The sequence below is a fragment of the Mojavia sp. genome (assembly GCF_059505145.1).
The window spans coordinates 88516-104716 of record NZ_JCACKA010000034.1 but is presented as its reverse complement, the minus strand read 5'-3'; the positions used below and the strand labels follow the sequence as shown (position 1 = coordinate 104716).

The 16201-nt window shown below is 43.5% G+C and carries 10 protein-coding genes; 7 read left to right on the top strand and 3 right to left on the bottom strand.

Going from position 1 to position 16201, the window contains the following annotated elements; genetic code table 11:
• Positions 1-131 precede the first annotated feature (131 nt).
• Complete coding sequence (locus tag AC5JL8_RS05200) at positions 132-1088, top strand: RpnC/YadD family protein (protein WP_495878710.1); 957 nt, start codon at positions 132-134, stop codon at positions 1086-1088.
• Between the two features lie 133 nt (positions 1089-1221).
• Here the strand turns inward: AC5JL8_RS05200 and AC5JL8_RS05195 are convergent, their stop codons facing one another.
• Both AC5JL8_RS05195 and AC5JL8_RS05190 read right to left on the bottom strand, forming a co-directional pair.
• Entirely contained in the window at positions 1222-2091 is an 870-nt protein-coding gene (locus AC5JL8_RS05195; RefSeq protein ID WP_495878709.1) for a hypothetical protein, read from the bottom strand.
• Positions 2092-2110: 19 nt separating this feature from the next.
• Positions 2111-2647, bottom strand: a complete 537-nt coding sequence (locus tag AC5JL8_RS05190) for an Lrp/AsnC family transcriptional regulator (RefSeq protein WP_495878708.1) — start codon at positions 2645-2647, stop codon at positions 2111-2113.
• Positions 2648-3169: 522 nt separating this feature from the next.
• Here AC5JL8_RS05190 and hppD point away from each other — a divergent pair.
• The 5 genes from hppD (at position 3170) to AC5JL8_RS05165 (ending at position 10068) form a co-directional block, all read left to right on the top strand.
• Complete coding sequence (gene hppD / locus AC5JL8_RS05185) at positions 3170-4273, top strand: 4-hydroxyphenylpyruvate dioxygenase (protein WP_495878771.1); 1104 nt, start codon at positions 3170-3172, stop codon at positions 4271-4273.
• Between the two features lie 12 nt (positions 4274-4285).
• Positions 4286-5476, top strand: a complete 1191-nt coding sequence (locus tag AC5JL8_RS05180; RefSeq protein ID WP_495878707.1) for a homogentisate 1,2-dioxygenase — start codon at positions 4286-4288, stop codon at positions 5474-5476.
• 21 nt (positions 5477-5497) lie between these two features.
• On the top strand, positions 5498-6418 hold the full coding sequence (locus tag AC5JL8_RS05175; RefSeq protein ID WP_495878706.1) for a hypothetical protein: 921 nt from the start codon (positions 5498-5500) through the stop codon (positions 6416-6418).
• A 210-nt stretch (positions 6419-6628) separates the two neighbouring features.
• Positions 6629-8680, top strand: coding sequence for an AMP-binding protein (locus AC5JL8_RS05170; RefSeq protein WP_495878705.1), 2052 nt, complete (start codon positions 6629-6631; stop codon positions 8678-8680).
• A 191-nt stretch (positions 8681-8871) separates the two neighbouring features.
• Entirely contained in the window at positions 8872-10068 is a 1197-nt protein-coding gene (locus AC5JL8_RS05165) for a PrnB family protein (protein WP_495878704.1), read from the top strand.
• Positions 10069-10232: 164 nt separating this feature from the next.
• On the opposite strand, the gene AC5JL8_RS05160 is transcribed toward AC5JL8_RS05165, so the two are convergent.
• Positions 10233-12011, bottom strand: a complete 1779-nt coding sequence (locus tag AC5JL8_RS05160; protein ID WP_495878703.1) for a ShlB/FhaC/HecB family hemolysin secretion/activation protein — start codon at positions 12009-12011, stop codon at positions 10233-10235.
• Between the two features lie 217 nt (positions 12012-12228).
• On the opposite strand from AC5JL8_RS05160, the gene AC5JL8_RS05155 reads away from it, so the two are divergent.
• On the top strand, positions 12229-16201 hold a 3973-nt coding region (locus AC5JL8_RS05155; protein ID WP_495878702.1), incomplete at its 3' end, for a two-partner secretion domain-containing protein.

Sequence of the window (16201 nt, the reverse complement as noted above, 5' to 3'; positions counted from 1 at the left end):
TGTATTGGGAAACAATTCGATTGTATCGGGTGACAATGCGATTGTTATGAATATTTTAGAGCAAGTGGCGATCGCACTCATAGCAGAAATCCGCTGTATGTAAAATATTGGTACAACCAAAAAATTAGCTCATGACCAGGTTTCCCTACGACCAGTTTGCAAAAGATTATCTTCAAGAATTGTTACAACCATTGGGTGAAGTGGAAACAAATCGAAAAGTTTCAGCAGAAATACGAGAGATCGATGTTTATTTTGCACCTTCGCCCCAATCAACAACCAACAGAATAGAATTAGGACTGTTAGGAAAATTTGTGGCTGAACCTGCATTAATTGAACCATTTAGAAATGCGGCTACAGTTGCGGAGATTCGCAGTTGTATGAACAAGTTATTTGATATATTTGCCGATTTTAAGCGTCAGGCAAAAGGTGATAAAAATAGAATTATAGAATCAGAGTTACCACGTTTGTGGATTTTTACACCTACAGCTTCAGAATCTATCTTAAATGGTTTTAGAACCAGCATAGACGAAGAGAGATGGGGAGTAGGAGTACATTTATTAGGAGATTATTTGAGAACAGCAATTGTGGCAATTCACCAATTACCTTGTACGGAAGAAACATTATGGTTGAGAATTTTAGGTAAGGGCAGAGTCCAGCAACAAGCTATAGATGAATTAGAAGAAATACCCCAAGATAATCCTTTGCGTTCTAAAGTAATTGATTTACTATTAAGTTTAAAGACTACTTTGGAAGTCAATCAAAATATAGACCAGGAGGATAGAGATTTAATTATGCGCTTATCACCTATTTACGAGCAAAAATTAGCAGAAGCTAAACAAGAAGGACTTCAAACAGGACTTCAAACAGGACTTCAAACAGGACTTCAAACAGGACTTCAAACAGGTATTCAGGAAGGAATCAAAGCAGAACGTCGTAATGTTATAGAGAATTTGTTGCGAGTTCGGTTTGGTTCTTTAGATGCGGAATTAAGCGTAATTATTGAACCTTTATTGGCATTAACTCCAGAGGAATTTACTCCTTTATTATTGCAACTATCGCGGCAAGAATTATTAGATAGATTTCGTTAGAAGGACTTGGTTTTAAATCAATAAGGTTTAGCGAATAAAAGGCGATCGCCGACAACTTTATACATATCTCATCCGCGCGCCAGGCGATCGCGCTCCCGCGCAGTGCCAAAAGTCATCGCACTGCCTTGTTATATTAATGCACCAATTTAAGTTCCTTCAAATCATCTATGGGTTCTTGAAATGAACAGGAACCAAAGGAACGGAAGAAATGTTGCCTAGTTTTTTCTATCTCTGCAATATTTAGTTGGTAATCTTTCCAAGAAATGCCATCGGTTGTGAAGTGAAAATTATTGCTGGATGATTCTTGGAGTAATTCTAAGGCTAACTCTGGCGTTATTTTTTGCTGATAAACAAGTGCTGCCAAGACTGTAACATTTAAAAAGCCGTGCATAACGGTTACAACGCTGTTTGGCTCACTTGTTAAAGGATGTTTGCCTAATAATGGATGATGCAATCCTGCGGTTGCTTTAAAGGAAACTTGAGCTTCTGCAAAAGCGAAGATACTCTGGCACAGTTGAGTAACGCTAGGGAAAGCATCAACTGTTACGCCGCCAGTGCGGATTTTAGCGGCTGCACCAGTATGTTGCAAAACGGGTAAATAAGTTTTGAAGTCGCTATTAAGAAGAATTTCAAAGAATGATTCTATTCCAGCAGGAAGGAAGGAAAGTATTTTTTCGATTTCAGCTGGTGGAAGTGGAGGAAATTCTAGAGATGTAATGGCAATTTTCTCGTTGTTAAATGACTGTAGCTGTGCAATCGCTTCTTTCACATCTCCAGTCATAATTATGCTAAGTGACCATTTTGTTGGTTTTTCAGGCAAAAGTGTTTCAAACTCCTGCAACCGGGAAACTGGCAAAACAAAGCGACCTAACATCCAAGCATAAGGAGTTGCTTGGTATTCTGCATAATTTGCCATTGCTTGTGGTAATTCCAACTTTGCTGGCGGAAACAGTCCAGCGTAGTCCACAACTGATGAAAGAAGCGCCTCTAGTGATGCAAGCATCGGATTTCACCTGCTGTATTTAATCCAATGGTAGCGAGGTTGAAGCTTTGATTTCATTAAGAACAATATTGGTTTGGATTCTATCTATGCCAGGAATGCGGGTAATTTTCTCTGACAGTAACTTTGCCAAGTGCTGATGATTAGGGACAACCATTTTCAGTAAATAGTCGAATTCGCCGCTGAGATGGTGACATTCTAAAACTTCTGGTAGCTCCTTGACGCGATCGCAAAACATTCCAACACATTCAGGCTGATGATTTGCCAAGGTAACCTGGGCAAAACATAGCAAATCTAAACCTAGCGCCTCTCGATTCACCAAAGTTACATAGCGGTCAATCACACCTTTTTCTTCCAGCTTTCTCAATCTCTTTTGCAACCCAGGCGTTGAGAGATTAACTTGACGGGCTAATTCGGCAAAAGTTATGCGGCTGTTCACTTGCAACAGACACAACAGTTGTCGGTCTATGTCATCCAATTGTTGGAGTTGTTCAAAGTTTTTTAGTGTTGGCTTCACCTTCACATTCTCCAGTCCTACTTTTAGTGCTGAGTCTTTCATCAGTGCTGCGTAATGAGTAATGAGTGGGAATCCTCACCCATTACTCTTTATAGCCACAAGGCAACTTTCCTCCTATACGTTGAAGGAAATGAGATTTCTTGTTGTTACTTGTTGTTATTTTTAAGAGTATCCCCAGATAGGGTAGTTAAAACTACATTCTAAATTTATTTTAAAAGTTAATATTTTACACTTGTATATGCTTGTAAGTAAAATTTATAATCTAAATAGGAGACTGAAGTTAATAATCTAAACTTCAAATTCAGCAACGAAAGATAGATTTTTTTTAAGGCATCAGATAAACCTGCCAAAGGGGAGATGTTTATCTATATCAATCTCCTTCTTTAGGGGGCTGTGCCTATATTGTTAGTACAGGCAGTGTAAAAGAAAAGGCGTTAATTCCAGACCATGTTTGGTTAAGGGATGAAAGACCTGAAACTGTCTGCATTTAAGCTTTTTGAAACTGCTGTTCAATCGGCAGGAAGTTCAGCAGTTAAAGAAGCTTTTTAACAGGAGCATTATATGATGAGCGATTTTTGCCCAATTAAACGCATTGACCACCTCGAATTTTATGTTGGGAACGCCAAGCAAGCAGCGTTGTTTTATGCGAAGTGTTTTGGATTTACTAACACAGCTTATCGAGGATTAGAAACGAGCTACCGCGACATAGCATCTTATGTGATGCAACAAGGAAATATCAACTTTGTTTTAAGTACAGGGCTGAGTCCGGATCATTCCATTTCTCAAAGTGTACTGAAACACGGCGACGGTATAGCCATCATCGCCCTAGAAGTACCGGATGCTATTAGCGCTTACAAACAAACAACCGACCGAGGTGCTATAGGAATTATTGCTCCCACCGAACAAGAAGACGCCTATGGGAAATTTCGTTATTCTGCCATTCGTGGCTATGGTGACACTCTGATTAAGTTTATCGATCGCAGCGATTACGCAGGTGTGTTTGCTCCTGGTTTCGAGGCTCAAAATAGGGCGCACCTCAACAGCAAAGGAGTGGGACTGAATGCCATTGATCACATAGTTGGCAACGTCGAATTAGGTGCAATGGAACGCTGGGTGCAGTTTTTTGCCGACACAATGGGCTTTAATCTTTTAGTACATTTTGACGATAAAACCATTGCTACAGAATACTCTGCCTTAATGTCCAAGGTGATGCAGGATGGTGCAGGCAAAATAAAATTGCCAATTAACGAACCTGCTAGTGGCAAACGCAAATCCCAAATAGAAGAGTACCTGGAATATAATTATGGGCCTGGAGTTCAACACGTGGCGTTGGCAACTGACAATATTATTGAGACAGTTACCCGCATGAAAGCAACAGGTGTAGATTTTTTAGTTACTCCACCAAGCTATTACGAAAATTTAGAAGAACGAGTAGGGAAAATTGACGAACCGATAGATAAGTTGGCAGAGTTGGGAATTTTAGTAGATAGGGATCAAGACGGGTATTTGCTGCAAATTTTCACCCAACCTGTACAAGATAGACCAACACTGTTTTTTGAGGTGATTGAAAGACACGGGGCGCGTGGTTTTGGTGAAGGAAACTTCAAAGCCTTGTTTGAAGCCATTGAACGCGAACAAGCACGGCGGGGAAATCTCGTAAGCGTCTAGGGGCGAAGCGATATGACTTACTACTATAAGTTGGGCAAAATTCCACACAAGCGACATACTCAATTTCGCCAGCCCAACGGTTCTTTGTATCACGAAGAATTGATTAGCATTCACGGCTTCTCAGGTGTGCAATCCTTGCTTTACCATCTGCGCCCACCTACTCAGATTCAGAAAATTTTAGTAGAACAAAAGGTAGAAATTCCCTATGAAGAAACTGGTGCGTTGCTGCACCGCCACTTACGGACAGCGACAGTAGGGTTGAGTGGGGATGCGATCGCATCTCGTGTTCCTCTGATGGCTAATGCAGATATCTGTATTTCCGTTGCTCGTCCCACCCAACCGATGCGGTATTGGTATCGGTTTGCTCATGGTGATGAAATAATTTTCATCCATGATGGTAGCGGTGTTTTGGAAAGTCAATACGGCATCCTGCGTTACAAAGCCGGGGATTACTTGGTGATTCCCACAGGAGTGCTGTGGCGCATCATTCCCGACGCTGGAATTGAGCAACGGATGCTCGCGATCGAAGCCCACGGACATATTGAGCCACCAGCTCGTTATCTCAATCGTTACGGTCAATTTTTAGAACATTCTCCCTACTGCGAACGTGACATTCGCCCACCTGATGAGTTAGTTACTTATGACGAAGAAGGGGAATTTGAGGTACGAGTCAAAGCGCAAGACCAAATTACCAGTTACCTTTACCGCCATCATCCTTTAGATGTGGTTGGCTGGGATGGACACCTGTGGCCCTTTGCCTTTAACATCGAAGACTTTGAGCCAATTACAGGGCGACTGCATCAGCCACCGCCTGTACATCAAACCTTTGAAGCCCCAGGATTTGTTGTGTGTTCTTTTGTACCGCGCCTTTTCGATTATCATCCCCAAGCAATTCCGGCTCCCTACAACCATTCCAACGTTGATTCAGATGAGGTCATCTACTACGTAGAAGGCAACTTCATGTCTCGTAAAGGAATTGATCGGGCATCAATTACCGTTCATCCTAGCGGCATTCCCCACGGCCCCCACCCAGGAATGTACGAGGGGTCAATTGGTAAAGAACGGACGAATGAACTCGCAGTTATGATTGATACATTCCGTCCGTTGAAATTAACGAAGTATGCCTTGGCGTTGGAGGACAAAGCCTATTCCTACAGTTGGATTTCACATATAGGAGAACCTGTACACGGCTTTAAGCCGTGAGTTTCTCAAACGAGGTGTTTTATGACTCAAGTTCTTGCAGCACCAAACAATTTAACTATTTCCTCGCGGATTGAAGAACGCTTGCAGCGAGGCGAGTTAACTCAAGCTCAAGTAGATAACTTCCGCGACTTCCTGGCTGAAGTAGAACGTGAATTTTTGCAGCACCGCATCATCACTAATAACACTTATACTCGGTGGTTTAGCAATGGTACGGCAACAGATGAAGAATTGCGCCACTTCATCAAACAATTCTCGGTTTTCTCTAACCAATTCTTAATTGCAGCTTTACTAAAAGCGATCAACTCTCCTACCCTGCAACAATCGCGGGCTAGTCGAGAGATTTTGTTGAACGAGTTAGGCGTAATTTATCGTCAGCCTGGAAAGAATGCAGGCACTCATTTAGCTCAAACTGAAGAAGATAAAGACCGAGAAGGCGACCCGGAACTAGTAAGTACAGAAGGCACTGTAGACGGTGGTATCTGCCGTTTTCGCGCTGCTCATTTTGAATGGCTGCTAGGTGTAGCTGAAGGGTTAGGGCTACACTACGAAGAACTGGGTAAGCGCAAGCACGGCCGCCCCAGCACCTTGCACTTTTGCGACGAATTGCAACGCCTCTATGGTAGCGATGACCCCCAAATAGCTGAGGGTGCTAGCTTTGCAGTTGAAAATTGGGCAGCAGCAGGCTTTTGGCAAGAATTGGAAGACGGACTGACGCGGATTAAAAATACACGACATCCGCAGCTACATTTAGCATTTTTCACTTGGCACAACCGCGTTGAAGGGCAACACGCCGGACATACTTTAGAAGAACTGGAGGAAGTCTATTTTCAGGCAAATTTTGACCGAACCAAATTTATCCAAGGAGGGCGAGAAATTTTAGATGCGATCGCCGTCTTTTGGAATGGTCTTAACGAAGACAGAGTAAACAGAGTTATTATTTAGTATCACTTGGCATAAGTTCATAGTTTTTTTTCAACGCAGAGGGACGCAAAGTAAGCGCAAAGTAACGCAGAGTATTTTCAAAGTCAATTCTCCTTATCCTCTCTGCGTCCACCGAAGTTTGCAAGGGCAAGGGGAACCCCCGCACCGCAACTTCTCTGTGCGCCTCTGCGTGAGACTAAAATCCAAAATTCTTATAAGAGGTAAAAAGCGATGACAAAGCAGTTATCGCTAGAACAAATTATCGCTTGCGGCATAGCAAAAGAAACGGCTGCCGCGATGTTACCACAAATCAATCGGTGGCTTTCTTGCCTGTCTGCCTCAGAGTGCTGGCAATATCTCACCCGCCACATTCTTAAACCTGACCAACCTTTTCACTTCCACGAACTACTTTATCAAACCACATTTGCAGACTGGCACACCAGCCAAGGGCCTCCTCCAGCTTGGTTTCCTTCCGATGAACAAATACAGGCAACCAACATCGCGGCGTTGATGAAACAGCTAAAGCTTGATTCTTACGCAGAACTACACGCTTGGTCAGTTGAGCATCGTGGTGAGTTTTGGGAGATAATGATTCAACGATTAGGTATCCGCCTGCAAAAGCCATATAGCGAAATTGTTGACTTATCGCAGGGTGTGGAGTCTCCCCAATGGTTAGTAGATGCTCGTCTTAACATTGCTGAAAGTTGTTTTTTGGCAGATGCAGATGCGATCGCCATTATTTTTCAGGAAGAAGGCGGTTCCCTGACTACCTTAACTTATGGAGAACTCCAGGCTTTAACCAACCGAGTTGCTAATGGATTGGTAAACGCTGGCTTTGTTCCTGGGGATGCGATCGCGATCGCTATGCCGATGACTGCTGAATCGGTGGCAATTTATTTAGGTATTGTGAAAGCTGGCTGCGTGGTCGTTTCCATTGCCGATAGTTTTGCTGCTGCTGAAATTGCGATGCGGTTGCACCTGTCTGAGGCTAAAGCTATCTTTACTCAAGACTATATTTGGCGTTCCGGCAAGCAGTTACCCCTTTATAGCAAAGTGGTTGACGCCAACGCACCGAGAGCGATCGTGCTGGGGCCGTCTTTGGAACTGCGTTCTAGTGATTTAACTTGGAAAGAATTTCTCAGTAACAATGAGCAATTCGATGCTTTCTTTGCCCATCCTGCGGCGTACACTAACATCCTGTTCTCTTCAGGTACTACGGGAGAACCGAAAGCAATTCCCTGGACGCAAACTACCCCTATCAAATGTGCTACAGATGGGCATTTACACCAAGATATCCACCCTGGTGATGTGGTAGCCTGGCCGACTAATTTGGGGTGGATGATGGGGCCGTGGCTAATCTATGCGAGTTTAATTAATCGAGCGACCATTGCGCTTTACTACGGCACACCTACAGAACGGGGGTTTGGTGAGTTTATTCAAGATGCCCATGTCACTATGCTGGGTGTAGTCCCCAGTTTAGTCAGCATTTGGAAAACTACCTCGTGTATGCAAGGACTTGACTGGAGCAGTATCAAAGCATTCAGTTCCACGGGTGAGTGTTCCAACCCGCAAGATATGCTCTTTTTGATGTCCAAAGCTGGCTACAGACCAATTATGGAATACTGCGGTGGTACGGAAATTGGCGGGGCATATATCACTAATACGCTGGTACAACCTTCTGCACCTTCAACCTTTAGTACACCAACTTTAGGTTTAGACTTTGTAATTCTTGACGAAGAAGGTCATCCTGCCGACAAAGGCGAAGTATTTATTATTCCCCCTTCTATTGGACTTTCAACAGAATTACTGAACAAGAACCATCATCAAGTCTACTTCGCTGATACCCCCCGCACTTCCCTCCGCCGTCACGGTGACCAAATCGAGCTATTACCTAATGGCTACTACTGTGCCCAAGGTCGTGTTGACGACACAATGAATTTAGGCGGTATTAAAGTTAGCTCAGTGGAAATTGAGCAGATTCTTAATACTGTAGAGGGAATTTGCGAAACAGCCGCGATCGCCTGTTCTCCTGCTGAAGGTGGGCCAAGCCAGTTAGTAATTTACGCTGTGCTGGACACTGATGTACAGCAGGACAAAGAAGCACTCAAAAATTCCTTACAAACAGCAATCCGGCAGCGTCTCAATCCCTTGTTCAAAATTCAAGATTTAGTAACTATTGATACTTTGCCACGTACCGCATCCAACAAAGTGATGCGTCGCGTGTTGCGCGAACATTATCAGGCTTTTATACACCAACTTATACCAATTCAAAATTCGTCTTGAAAAGTTTGCTACGGAGGAGCCAGCGCAGTCTTGGGGGTTTCCCCCATGCGCGACTGGCGTTGGAAACCCTCCTGGCAACTTTTCGCAAAATTCAAAATTAATAAAGCCAGATTTTAATATCAGTTTCCATATTTAAATCTGTCAGATTCTTATTTGAATTGGTATTACAAATTTGTCTGAGGCAAAGAATTATGACAACCATCACACTCAAAGAAGGAATTGTGAATCCTCTCCGGCTTGAGGATTACGATGTGAGCCAACAATGTGGTTTCTTACCGATTTATTCTCCTGCTGAGGCTAAATTGCCAGATATATTTTGGCAAGTACAAAAGACTGTTGCCTTACTACCCAAGTGGGTAGCTACCGGAAAGATTCGCCAGGTGATTAAGAACCTGCTCAAAGTCGACGTAGAGCGAGAAACATTAGACCAGATGCAGTTGCGTCGGGCAATGCAGATATATTCCTACCTGACTCATGCCTATGTTTGGGGCGAAGCAACAACTCCTAAAGTGCTACCACACAACATTGCCATACCTTTTTACCAGATTTCTCAAAGACTGGGCAGACCTCCTGTGTTGTCTTATGCCTCCTATACCTTGGATAACTGGGTAAGAATTCACGAAACTGAACCTATGGAAATTGGCAACATTATGGTGTGGCAAAACTTTTCCGGTGGTTTGGATGAAGATTGGTTTATCCTCATTCACATCGAAATCGAAGCCAAAGCTGCACCTGCACTAGCGGCGATTCCCAATATTTTGCAGGGGATTGCTCAAGGCGACACCGATATGGTAATTGCTGCTTTAGAAGACATCAAGCAGGCATGGATAAACATCAACGCCACCATGAGCCGGATGCCAGAAGCCTGCGATCCCTATATTTACTACAATCGAGTCCGTCCCTACCTTTACGCCTGGAAAAACAACCCTGCATTGCCAGAAGGGCTTATATATGAAGGTGTAGAAGCTTATGGCGAAGAACCCCAGCAGTTTCGCGGTTCGACAGGCGCACAGAGTACGATTGTACCTATTATGGATGCTTTATTTAACATCGCCCACGAAGGCGATCCCTTGTGGGAATACTTAATAGAAATGCGGGGTTATATGCCACCTAAACACCGCGCTTTTGTAGAAGAAGTGGAAAAACGTTCAACACTGCGCGATTTTATCAAAAACCGCATGGATAGAGTACCGAAACTCAAGGACTTATATAATGACTGTGTGTCACTAATAGAACAATTCCGTACTCAGCATCTAAAATTTGCTGCCCGCTACATTAACCAGCAGACAGCCAAGTCCAACAACGACACTGAGATTGGCACGGGTGGCACGCCATTTATGCAGTATCTCAAAAAACATCGTGATGAAAATAACCAGCATCTTTTGTAAGCTGGTACGTAATTGTTAATTTGTAATTCGTAATTCGTAATTGAAGATATAATTACGAATTACGAATTAGTATTAGTAATACCGAATTTTCTGATTTTGAATTTTGAATTGTTAACCCTGTGTTGTAATACTCTAGAAAGTAGCGATCGCTTGTCTCTTAAAAGTTAAGGTTGATAGCGCACACTAAAGTAAAAGCCTTCATCTTGGGCATTATTGCCTCGATCTGCTAAATTGACAAATGGCACTCCATAATCGAGCCGCAAAGTGAGACGATCAAATCCGAAAGCTTGATTCCACAATAATCCTAAGCCTGCACTAGCTAGAAATGTTTGATTGGGTAGCTTATTAGGATTATCGGATTGATTCCAAACGGTTCCCAAATCGATAAACGGCGCGAATTGAATTGTAGGTAATCCAGCTTCATTACGTTCTACTGTGATCCGATCTTCAATCGCCAAACGAAATCCATTATCCCCAGAGCGAATATTTTGGCGATATCCCCTTACAGACTGTCCACCCCCAATCACAAATTGCTGGGAAGGTAATAAGCTGTCTGGTGTTAGTTGCAAGTCTGCTTGAATCAGCAACAGGTGATTATCATTAAGTTGCTGTACGCGCTGTATCTGACCTAGCCAACTGAAAAAACGACCATCAGGAATTGGATCATTATTGATAGTGGCATCGAATAAGCCAGTACCTAACCTAAATTGCGATAGTAGAAACCAGGCTCCTTGAGGATCGCGTCTCACATAGTCTTGGCTAAATTTTAATACACTGGTGCGGCTAACTCCATTGGGATCGGGGCCAATACCAAAAGGAGTTGGGAGTCGATCAAAAAGAAAAGTTTGACCATCCTCATAAGTAAACCCTAAGGATAAGGCAAATTCTTCTCTAGGCGATCGCACTAACGGCTGACGATAACTAATTTCATAAACATCTTGATCAGCCCGTATACCCAACTGATCAAACGGTGGCTCAGTAATTTCGTTACGATTGGGTGCGACTCTCAAGCGTACCTTCCCGTTCATGGCGTTTACGGGAATTTGATAGCTAAAATCAAAGACATTAGAACCACCTGTAAGTGTGCGGTAATAAGAACCTGCTAGTTCATCTCCATTACCCGTTAAGTTGCGATGGCTCAGTTGAATACCAAATCTTTCAGCTCCAATACTAGGTGGAGAATAGTTATCTATACTCAAGCTGCTGGTGAAAGGGTTTGCTTCATCAACTCTGACAATCAGAATACTTTGCCCAACCTTACCCGTTGGGCGGAGGCTGGCTTCTATATTGTTGAAAAGCGGATCAAGTCTTAATAACCTCAATTGCTCTTCAAGCTTAATTGTATTCAAAGGAATACCAGCGCCCAATTCGATGCGACTACGAATATAGGAAGGATTTAAACGCTTTGTTCCTTGAATTTCAATTTCTGCTAGTCGCCCTTCGATGACGCGAATAATGGCAACACCATCGGTACTACCAAGCTGCCGAGCTACAGGAATCGCCCTAGAATTAATGTAGTTTTTATTTAGGTAAAGCTGGGTAACAGCATCCGCTGCTTTTGCGATTTCTTCTTGAGTTAATTCCCGTCCTTCAAAAGGCTGCACAGCTGCATTCAATTCATTTTCACTAAAGACTGTGCTATCTATAACTTGAATTTTGCGGACGTAAATCCGCTCAGGATTTACTGCTGGTGGCGTTGAGTGCTGAGTTCCCAGTTGTGAGTTCCCAGTTGTGAGTTCCCAGTTGTGGGTGTGACTATCACTAGCTGTAGCTTTCAGCCCATTCATCGGTACAATCCAGACCAAATGCAGAATTAGCAAACCACACTTGAAACTGAGATTGTTATAACTTTGCAAATTATCTAACAATAGATGAAATAAACAGATGAATCTTTGCTGAGTCTGGGCTTCAGGCTTCAAATTAATTTTTATATCTTTTCTCATTTTGAATGTATTGAGATGCCTTATTTAAGGATTTAGCCTTTTCGACTCCTGAGTATGCTTTGGCTACATGAATATATAAATTTGAATATTATATTTTTGAGATTAACATTAATAATCAAAAAAACATATACATTTAATACATTTAAACCAATTGCGTCTCAGTGATATCCGCTAGCATTGTATGCTGGTAATAGATTAACAAATCTGGAGTAATTCCATGTCACCGCTGATCTCTATTGTCATCATTAATTACAATCGAGAGCGTTACCTTGGGGCAGCGATCGCGAGTGTCCTACAACAGACATGGCAAGACTTTGAGCTACTAATTTGGGATGATGGCTCTACAGATGCATCTGTGGCGATCGCCAAGGAATATACCCATAAAGATGCGAGAATCCGCGTAGTAACAGCGCCCCATCAAGGAATTACTTTAGCGCGACAAGCAGCGATCGCCCAAACTACTGGAATTTACATCGGTTGGATAGATAGCGATGACCTACTAGCCCCTACAGCTTTGGCAGAAACCGCTGCCAAACTCAACCTTTACCAAGAAATGGGATTTGTTTACACTGACTACCTAGATATCGACGAAAACAGCAAGGTTCTCGGCTATGGTAATCGTTGTCGCATTCCCTACTCCCCAGAACGGCTGCTAGTGGATTTTATGACTTTCCAATTCCGCCTCATTCGCCGTTCAGCTTACGACCGAGTGAATGGATTTGATGGTTCGCCGTCTTATGCTGAAGACTACGATTTATGTTTGCGACTATCAGAAGTTGCTCAGGTAGGACACGTCAAGAAACCACTCTACTATTACCGCAAACATTCAGCTAGTGTAACTCAAGAGCGCAGTTTAGAAGTTGTTTTGTGTTCCCAACAAGTTATTGCTCAAGCACTAAAACGGCGGGGACTCGCTGACCAGTATCAAATCGATGTGGAATTACCCGCAGGACGTTTCCGATTGCGGCATAAGAAACTTTCACATAATTTTATTGCTGAGGCGGCTACTCAGGCAAAGGCTGCTTTTTCAGGCTTAAAGTCTCTCAAAGTTGGCTACATTCCTCTTATCCCTAATTTTCAAACACTTAAATATATTTCCTTAGCAATTGTTCCTCTGTTCGCCGCGATTTATACTGGCATTGCCAAAGCGCAACAAATTGTACCTGCTATTGACGGTACAGGCACAATAGTTACTCCCAATGGCAACAGGCTCGATATTACTGGTGGTACAACTTCTGGCGATGGTGCTAACCTCTTCCACAGCTTTCAACAGTTTGGGGTAACACCAGAACAAATCGCCAATTTTCAAGCCAATCCCAACTTGCAAAATATTCTCGGACGGATTACAGGTGGCAATGCTTCAGTAATTAATGGCTTAATTCAAGTAACAGGGGGCAGTCCTAACCTCTTCTTGATGAATCCGGCAGGATTTGTTTTTGGATCTAATGCCAGTTTAAATGTTCCTGGCGCTTTTACGGCAACAACAGCTAACGGTGTTGGCTTTGGTAACAGTTGGTTTAATGCCATTGGTGCTAATGACTATACAGTTTTAGCAGGTAATCCCACTGGATTTGCATTTACCATGACTCAGCCAGGGGCAATTTTGAATGCTGGCAATTTGGGCGTGGGTGCGGGGCAGAGTTTGAACCTTTTGGGCGGGACAGTCGTAAATACTGGGCAACTCTCAGCACCAGCAGGACAAATCCTGATTACATCTGTACCAGGGCAAAGTTGGGTACGTCTGAGTCAGCCAGGAAATTTGTTGAGTCTGGAAATTCAGCCCCTAGCTGCTAATAGTAATCAACCAAACAATTCGACAATTCCCATTGTCTCTTTACCCGAACTGTTGACAGTAGGTAACACTGGGTTAAGCGCAAACCCTGATGGTAGTGTGAAAGTTCCCGGTTCCAACACCAATGTTCCTATTACTCCAGGTACAACCATTGTGTCCGGCAAAGTAGATGTATCCGGCCCAACAGGCGGTACTGTGAATGCTTTGGGTAAAAAAGTGGGCGTAATTGGCGCTAATATTAACGCCTCTGGGACGAATGGTGGCGGTACTGTGCTGATTGGAGGTGATTACAAAGGTCAGGGAACTGTGCCCAATGCGGCTCAAACTTATGTTGACTCCAATTCGGTAATTAACGCTGACAGCAACCTAAATGGAAATGGGGGACGCGTTATTGTTTGGGGTAACGATACAACTCAATTTTTAGGAAAAATTACTGCCCGTGGAGGGGTAAATATTGGCGATGGTGGTTTTGTAGAAGTATCGGGCAAAAATTTCTTAACCTTCAATGGTCAAGTAGATACTTCAGCAGCCAATGGTAAATTAGGGAGTTTATTACTCGACCCCAGCACATTGACTATTATTGATGCTCCATCAGGGTCAGGTACTTTTGATAGTACGGCAGGCAGTATTCCTTTTGACCTAGCAGATAGTGGGGCTAACACCGTTTCTTGGGGGGCACTTGCTAGCTTAGGGTTCGGTGCGAATATCGACTTACAAGCGACAGGAAACATTACCATAGATTCCATTACTGGGTCTACACCTGGAGTAACTACCCCTGGAGTAGCTACATTAAGCTTAGGCAGTAGCGGTGGTTTCAGCCTGACATCAACTAGTGGCTCTGTAATTTTTGCTACTATCACCGATACAATCAATACTACCGGAGGAGCCATTACCATTTCAGGAGCCAGCTTATCTCTGGGAAATCTCAATACAGTTGGTAGTTTTAGTACCAGCGGCAATGTGAATTTGTCTGCAACTGGCAACATTAGTGCAGGTAACATTATTGCCAGTGGTAACGGCTATGGAACAGGTAGTATCGGTGTTACTACTACTGGAGGTGCAATTACTTTAGGCTCTCTAGACACCAGTATTACTGAGCCGTTTTTCACTAGTGCGACTGGTGGCTCGGTCACTTTAAATGCCACAGGTGATATCCTAACCCAAGCAATTAATTCCTCTTTTAGTGAAGGCTTTATTGACTCCGGTACAGGTGGCAATGTTCAACTGACAACTACAGCAGGTAGCATCACTACAGGGGCAATTAACTCTTCTGTAAGTAAAGATGGAGGAGGTAGCTTTACAGGTACATCTGGTACAGTTAACTTAAATGCTGCGAATAATATCACGGTTAATGATGCCATTAACACCTCAGCGATCGCTACCAACGCAGATGGGTCTGCAACTGCTACAGGTGGTGCAGTTAACTTAACTGCCGGAAATAACATTACTACTACTACTATTAATAGTGATGCGATCGCCACAAATTTCGGTTCGGGTGCAACTGCTACAGGTGGTGCAGTTACCTTACAAACTAGCAATCCTTTTGGCAGCACAATTAGTTTTAGCACTATCAGCACTCAGGCAATTGGCGAATTTGGCAGCACGATTCAAGGCGGTGCTGTGCAGGTGTTGACAAACGGACTAATTCAAGGAACAGGGACAACAATTGACGGTGATGCGATCGCTACTAGTGGAATTATTCTTGGTGAGCCAAATGTTAGCTTTGCACCACCTGTAGGCGGTACTATTACAATTCAACATGATGGTGGGCCCAACAATGTGCCATTTATTGTCGGTGATGCCAGTGTTAATGGCGTAGCAGGCGCACTCAATGCGGGTGACACTTCAATCATCTCTGCGGGTAGCTTGAGTTCGCCCGTCTTACCAAATGGCGGGGCTGCTAGTGGCACTCCTAGCGGTATCACCATCAATTCCGTCAACTCTCCTCCTACACTAACGGCAATCTCATCGCTACCAGATACCCAAACTAATCAGCAAGTAACTTTTGGCTTCGATACTCTGGCTGCAATAGTTACTGATGCCAATAACGACATCACATCCATCCAAATTGATACGCTAAATACAGGTAGCCTCACTGTTAATGGTGTTGCTGTTGTCCCTGGTGTTACTACCTTATCTAGCGGCGATACTTTGGTTTACACGCCCCCAACAGATACTAATGGTTCATTCAACGCCTTTACCATTAGTGCAAACGATGTTGTTTCCTCTTCAACACCCATACAGATAGGAATCAACGTCGTTTCTACCCCAACAGACCCCACGCCAACAGATCCCACACCAACAGACCCCACGCCAACAGACCCCACGCCAACAGATCCCACACCAACAGATCCCACACCAACAGATCCCACACCAACAGATCCCACACCAACAGATC

What these genes read in the sequence shown, in the direction of transcription:
- AC5JL8_RS05200 (WP_495878710.1), top strand. Translation starts at nt 132, where the DNA reads ATGACCAGGTTTCCCTACGACCAGTTTGCAAAAGATTATCTTCAAGAA.
- AC5JL8_RS05195 (WP_495878709.1), bottom strand. Translation starts at nt 2,091, where the DNA reads ATGCTTGCATCACTAGAGGCGCTTCTTTCATCAGTTGTGGACTACGCT.
- AC5JL8_RS05190 (WP_495878708.1), bottom strand. Translation starts at nt 2,647, where the DNA reads ATGAAAGACTCAGCACTAAAAGTAGGACTGGAGAATGTGAAGGTGAAG.
- hppD (WP_495878771.1), top strand. Translation starts at nt 3,170, where the DNA reads ATGAGCGATTTTTGCCCAATTAAACGCATTGACCACCTCGAATTTTAT.
- AC5JL8_RS05180 (WP_495878707.1), top strand. Translation starts at nt 4,286, where the DNA reads ATGACTTACTACTATAAGTTGGGCAAAATTCCACACAAGCGACATACT.
- AC5JL8_RS05175 (WP_495878706.1), top strand. Translation starts at nt 5,498, where the DNA reads ATGACTCAAGTTCTTGCAGCACCAAACAATTTAACTATTTCCTCGCGG.
- AC5JL8_RS05170 (WP_495878705.1), top strand. Translation starts at nt 6,629, where the DNA reads ATGACAAAGCAGTTATCGCTAGAACAAATTATCGCTTGCGGCATAGCA.
- AC5JL8_RS05165 (WP_495878704.1), top strand. Translation starts at nt 8,872, where the DNA reads ATGACAACCATCACACTCAAAGAAGGAATTGTGAATCCTCTCCGGCTT.
- AC5JL8_RS05160 (WP_495878703.1), bottom strand. Translation starts at nt 12,011, where the DNA reads ATGAGAAAAGATATAAAAATTAATTTGAAGCCTGAAGCCCAGACTCAG.